The following is a 5199-nucleotide window of genomic DNA, read 5'->3' as shown; positions in this document are numbered from 1 at the left end:
AGATTGAGCCGGTCGACGAGACGCACGATGGCGAGGCCGCCGAGCACGCCGACGACAGCGCCAAGGCCCATGTTGAGGAGGAAGCCGAGGAAAAGGCTGGTGACCAGGACGTTGGTCTCGGGATTGGCATGAGCGGCGATGATCTCGACCAGCGTGATGGTCAGGAAGATGGCGATGGGGTCATTGGTGCCGGATTCCACCTCGAGCGTCGAGCGCACGCGTTCGCGCAGATTGATCTCGCCGGCACGCAGCAGGAAGAACACGGCGGCCGCATCGGTGGAGGCGACGGCGGCGCCGAGCAGGAAGGATTCCAGCCAGGTGAGGTCGAGCAGATAGTGGGCGGCGGCGCCGAACAGGCCGGTGGTCAGAATTACGCCGAAGGTCGCCAGCGACAACGCCGGGCCGGCTGCCTGCCGCAAGGCGTTGAGCGGCGTGCCGAAGCCGGAATCGAACAGGATGACGGCCAGCGCCAGTGAGCCGGCAAAATAGGCGATGCGGGCATTGTCGAACTGGATGCCGAGACCGTCGGTGCCGGTGGCGAGGCCAATGCAGAGGAACAGGAGCAGAAGAGGGGCGCCGAAGCGGAAGGCGATCAGGCTCGAAAACGCGGCGGCGACGACAAGCGCTGTGCCGACCAGCGTGACGAGATAGATCGCATGCTCCATCCTGAAATCAGCCCCTCAAATTTGTCTGTCTCCTGCTTTGCGAGAGAGTGGGGCGAAGACGTGACCAGTGCAAGGCGGCAGGGTGGCTTTTTGGTCTATGCCGCTGATTTTCGGATGTTTTGGCGCCCGGGACACAATTTGGGAAGGCGCAAGCTGCGCTCATGAAAAACGCCCGGGCAAAGCCGGGCGTTCCAAGTCTCGAAAAGAGGGCTTTGTGATCAGGCGATGGTCTTGCCGAAGGCGACCGATGTGTCGCCCATGCGGTTGGAGAAACCCCATTCATTGTCGTACCAGGAGAGCACCGATACGAAATTGCCGTCCATCACCTTGGTCTGGTCGAGCGCCATGATCGAGGAGCGCGGATCGTGGTTGAAGTCGATCGACACGTTCGGGTGATGGGTGACGCCGAGAATGCCCTTGAGCTTGCCGTTGGAGGCGGCGATCACCGCTTCGTTGATCTCCTGCACCGTGGTCGACCGCTTGGCGATGAACTTGAAATCGACGACCGAGACGTTCGGGGTCGGCACGCGGATCGAGATGCCGTCGAGCTTGCCCTTGAGGTCGGGCAGCACCAAGCCGATCGCCTTGGCGGCACCGGTCGAGGTCGGGATCTGCGACAGCGCCGCGGCGCGGGCGCGGTAGAGATCCTTGTGCATGGTGTCCAGCGTCGGCTGGTCGCCGGTGTAGGAGTGGATCGTCGTCATCATGCCTTTTTCGATGCCGACCGTTTCGTGCAGCACGGCTGCCAGCGGCGCCAGGCAGTTGGTGGTGCACGAGGCATTCGAGATGACGATATGATCCTTGGTCAACTGGTCGTGGTTGATGCCGTAGACCACGGTGAGGTCGGCGCCTTCGGCAGGGGCCGAAACGATGACGCGCTTGGCGCCGGCGGTCAGGTGTGCCGCTGCCTTGTCGCGGGCGGTGAAGATGCCGGTGCATTCGAGCGCGATGTCGATGCCGAGTTCCTTCCACGGCAACTGCGTCGGATCCTTGATCGCGGTGACCTTGAACGTCTCCTTGCCGACGGTGATCTGGTCGCCGGATACCGAGACTTCATGCGGGAAGCGGCCGTGCACGCTGTCATAGCGCAAGAGGTGCGCATTGGTCTCGACTGGGCCGAGGTCGTTGACGGCGACGACGTCGATGTCCTTGCGGCCGGATTCATGGATAGCGCGCAGGATGTTGCGGCCGATGCGGCCAAATCCGTTGATGGCAACTCTGACGGTCATAATTCTCTCCCTGGGAGTTGGAGGGCGGACGAGGGGTCTGCAGTTTCATAGCGGCGGAAGCAGAAAGAATCCAGCCGCACTGGCGTGGATTTAAATCGATTAAGTTGAGCCAGCCCGGCGAAGCCGTTTTCGCGGTTTCGCCGAACTGGCCCAGAATCTTACTTGGCGTGCAGGCGGGCTTCCGCCGCCTTGGCCGCGGCCTCGGCGGTAATGCCGAAATGCGGATAGAGTTGCTCGATCGTGCCCGACGCGCCGAAGCGGGTCATGCCGACGAAGATGCCGTCTGAGCCGATCAGATGATCCCATCCCTGGCGGATGCCGGCTTCGATCGCCATCTTGATCGGCGCATTGCCGATCGTCTTCTTGCGGTAGTCGTCGCTCTGCTGGTCGAACAGTTCGAAGCAGGGAACCGAGACGACGCGGGTCGGATGGCCGTGCTTTTCCAACAGCTCGCGCGCGCCAAGTGCGATCTCGACCTCGGAGCCGGTGGCGAAGATCGTTATCGCCGCCTCGCCGCTGGCGGCGGCCAGCTCATAGGCTCCCTGGCTGCTGAGGTTCTTGGCCGTGAATTCGGTGCGCACCGTCGGCAGGTTCTGGCGGGTCAGCGCCAAGGTCGACGGCGTCTTTTCCGACTCCAGGGCGATCTGCCAGCATTCCGCGGTTTCGACCGCGTCGGCCGGGCGGAAGACATTGTGGTTGGGGATCGCGCGCAATGCCGCCAGATGCTCGACCGGCTGGTGGGTCGGGCCGTCTTCGCCCAGACCGATGGAATCATGGGTCATGACGAAGATCGAGCGGATGCCCATCAGCGAAGCCAGACGCATTGACGGGCGGGCATAATCGGAGAAGCACAGGAAGGTGCCGCCATAGGCGATGAGGCCGCCATGCAGCGTCAAGCCATTGATGGCGGCCGCCATGCCATGTTCGCGAATGCCGTAGTGGACATAACGCTGGCCGTAATCGTCGGGCGTAATGTTCTTGGTCTGGCTGGTCTTGGTGTTGTTGGAGCCGGTCAGGTCGGCGGAGCCGCTTATGGTTTCCGGCACGGCGCCGTTGATGACCTCCAGCGCCATTTCCGAGGATTTGCGGGTGGCGACCTTCGGCTTGTCGGCCGACAGCTTCTTCTTGTAGTCGGCGATGACGGCGTCGAAATTCGACGGCAGCTTGCCGGCGAGGCGGCGTTCGAACTCGGCCTTCAACTTGGGCTCGGCCTTGGCCAGACGTCCCTCCCAGTCGGTGCGCGGCTTGGCGCCGGTTTTACCGGCGGCGGGCCATGCGTCAAGGATGTCGGCCGGAATCTCGAAGGGCGGCGAGTCCCAGTTGAAGAATTTGCGCGCACCGGCGATCTCGTCGGCGCCGAGCGGCGAACCGTGCGCCTTGTTGGTGCCGGCCTTGGTTGGAGCGCCGAAGCCGATGGTCGTCTTGCAGGCGATCATCGTCGGCTTGTCGGAGTGACGAGCGGCTTCGATGGCATAGGCGATGGCTTCCGGATCGGTGCCGTCGATGTGGCTGGCGTTCCAGCCCGAGGCCTGGAAGCGGGCGACCTGGTCGGTGTTGTCGGCAAGCGAGACCGGGCCGTCGATCGAGATGTTGTTGTTGTCCCAGAAGACGATCAGCTTGTTGAGCTTGAGATGGCCGGCAAGCGCGATGGCTTCCTGGGAAACACCTTCCATCAGGCAGCCGTCACCGGCCAGTACGTAGGTGTAATGGTCGACGAGGTCGTTGCCGAAGGCTGCGTTCATGATGCGCTCGCCGAGCGCGAAGCCGACCGAATTGGCGAGACCCTGGCCGAGCGGGCCGGTGGTCGTCTCTATGCCGGTGGCATGGCCGTATTCGGGATGGCCGGCGGTCTTCGAGCCCAACTGGCGGAAATGCTTGATCTGGTCGATCGTCATGTCCTCGTAGCCGGTCAGGTGCAGCAGCGAATAGAGCAGCATCGAACCGTGGCCGGCCGACAGGATGAAGCGATCCCGGTCGGGCCAATGGGGGGCCTTCGGATCATATTTCAGGAACTTCGTGAACAGCACCGTGGCGATGTCGGCGCAGCCCATGGGCAGGCCGGGATGGCCGGAGTTTGCCTTCTCGACGGCGTCCATGGAGAGAAAGCGGATCGCATTGGCCATCCGGTCATGTTGTTCACGCGACGTCATGGTTCCTCCAGAAGTGGGGGTTTGGGGGCTTGGGAGAGCCCTTGAAAAGGGTGCGCGACACATAGCAGGCGCGGGCTTTTAGTCAACAAATCGGGTGCACATTTGCCGGTCTTGTGATGCCGGCGGCGGACCTACATTAGCGTTAGCGGGGGACAGTCGCGAGAGCTTTGTTGACGTTGCCTTCACCCGGTGCCTAATGTTTCAGGGATAACGCGTTCTGAACGTGAACGATTCGGTGATGGGCAGGGCACAGGACGAAGGCCATGACCGGGGAAGCCACACTCAAGGAAGTCATCGCGAGGCTGGGCAAGGCCATCGAGGGGCTGGAAAACGCCGTCGCGGCCAAGCTCGAGCATGAACGCGACTACTCCGAAGCCGAGGCCGAGGTGCAGCGGATGAACGCCGATCGCTCGCGGCTGGCGCAGGAACTCGACAATTCCGAAGCGCGCGCCGAACGGCTGGAAGATGCCAACAAGGAAGTCTCGCGACGTTTGGTGACCGCCATGGAAACCATCCGCGCCGTGTTGGACAGATAGGAGCTGGCCCGATGGCACAGGTCACGGTTTCAATCGACGGCAAGCAGTATCGCATGGCCTGCGACGAGGGCCAGGAAGAGCATCTGATCGATCTTGCCGAACGTTTCGACCGCTATGTTTCACACCTGAAGGACTCGTTCGGCGAGATTGGCGATCAGCGGCTGACCGTGATGGCCGGCATCATGGTGATGGATGAACTCTCGGAGTTGCAGAAACGCGTCAAGGGCATGGAAAGCGAAGTGCTGACCTTGCGCAAGACCCGCGACGAGGCTCTGACCAAGGCCGACAAGAGCGATAGCGTGCTGACCAACGCGCTCAGCGCGCTGGCACAGCGCATGGAAGACCTGACTGTGACAATGGCGGTCAACAAGAGCTGAGGCAGGATCTCTCCTGTCCAGCCCAACAGGCTCTCATCCGCGTGCCGAGCATTCGGCAGCATAAAAATGCTCGCCTGCCACCGACAAGAGTTTCATATTGTCTTGCAGTCACGATTTTTGCGCTAAGATGCAACGATGCCCGGGCGGGGCAGTTCGATGGCAGCATGGGTTGCCGCTTGTCGTTCCTCGCTGCCGACGGGTTCCGTTTACAGGGGAGATGTACCATGAGCCTTCGTATCAAC

5 protein-coding genes are annotated in these 5199 nt (G+C 62.2%); 2 read left to right on the top strand and 3 right to left on the bottom strand.

The genetic code is table 11. The features are described 5' to 3' along the window. From EN994_RS16960 to tkt, 3 genes are all read right to left on the bottom strand, one after another. A partial coding sequence (locus EN994_RS16960; protein WP_206530416.1) for a cation:proton antiporter occupies positions 1-665 on the bottom strand: 665 nt, incomplete at its 3' end. Positions 666-883: 218 nt separating this feature from the next. Continuing rightward, the gene (gene gap / locus EN994_RS16955; RefSeq protein ID WP_013529249.1) at positions 884-1894 is read right to left on the bottom strand and encodes a type I glyceraldehyde-3-phosphate dehydrogenase; all 1011 of its coding nucleotides are present in this window, start codon (positions 1892-1894) and stop codon (positions 884-886) included. A 158-nt stretch (positions 1895-2052) separates the two neighbouring features. Further along, positions 2053-4044, bottom strand: coding sequence for a transketolase (gene tkt / locus EN994_RS16950; RefSeq protein WP_127307668.1), 1992 nt, complete (start codon positions 4042-4044; stop codon positions 2053-2055). A 263-nt stretch (positions 4045-4307) separates the two neighbouring features. On the opposite strand from tkt, the gene EN994_RS16945 reads away from it, so the two are divergent. After that, entirely contained in the window at positions 4308-4580 is a 273-nt protein-coding gene (locus EN994_RS16945; protein WP_013529251.1) for a DUF4164 domain-containing protein, read from the top strand. An 11-nt stretch (positions 4581-4591) separates the two neighbouring features. Beyond that, on the top strand, positions 4592-4957 hold the full coding sequence (locus EN994_RS16940; RefSeq protein ID WP_013529252.1) for a cell division protein ZapA: 366 nt from the start codon (positions 4592-4594) through the stop codon (positions 4955-4957). Positions 4958-5199: the final 242 nt, after the last annotated feature.

Source organism: Mesorhizobium sp. M7A.F.Ca.CA.002.09.1.1 (assembly GCF_003998555.1).
Classification (GTDB): Bacteria; Pseudomonadota; Alphaproteobacteria; order Rhizobiales; family Rhizobiaceae; genus Mesorhizobium; species Mesorhizobium ciceri.
Note: the sequence above shows the minus strand (reverse complement) of the source record. Positions and strands in the feature narration are given on the sequence as shown.

Bases quoted from the DNA above. Each gene is read 5' to 3' on its own strand.
- gap (WP_013529249.1), bottom strand. From the start codon at position 1,894: ATGACCGTCAGAGTTGCCATCAACGGATTTGGCCGCATCGGCCGCAAC.
- EN994_RS16940 (WP_013529252.1), top strand. From the start codon at position 4,592: ATGGCACAGGTCACGGTTTCAATCGACGGCAAGCAGTATCGCATGGCC.
- EN994_RS16945 (WP_013529251.1), top strand. From the start codon at position 4,308: ATGACCGGGGAAGCCACACTCAAGGAAGTCATCGCGAGGCTGGGCAAG.
- tkt (WP_127307668.1), bottom strand. From the start codon at position 4,044: ATGACGTCGCGTGAACAACATGACCGGATGGCCAATGCGATCCGCTTT.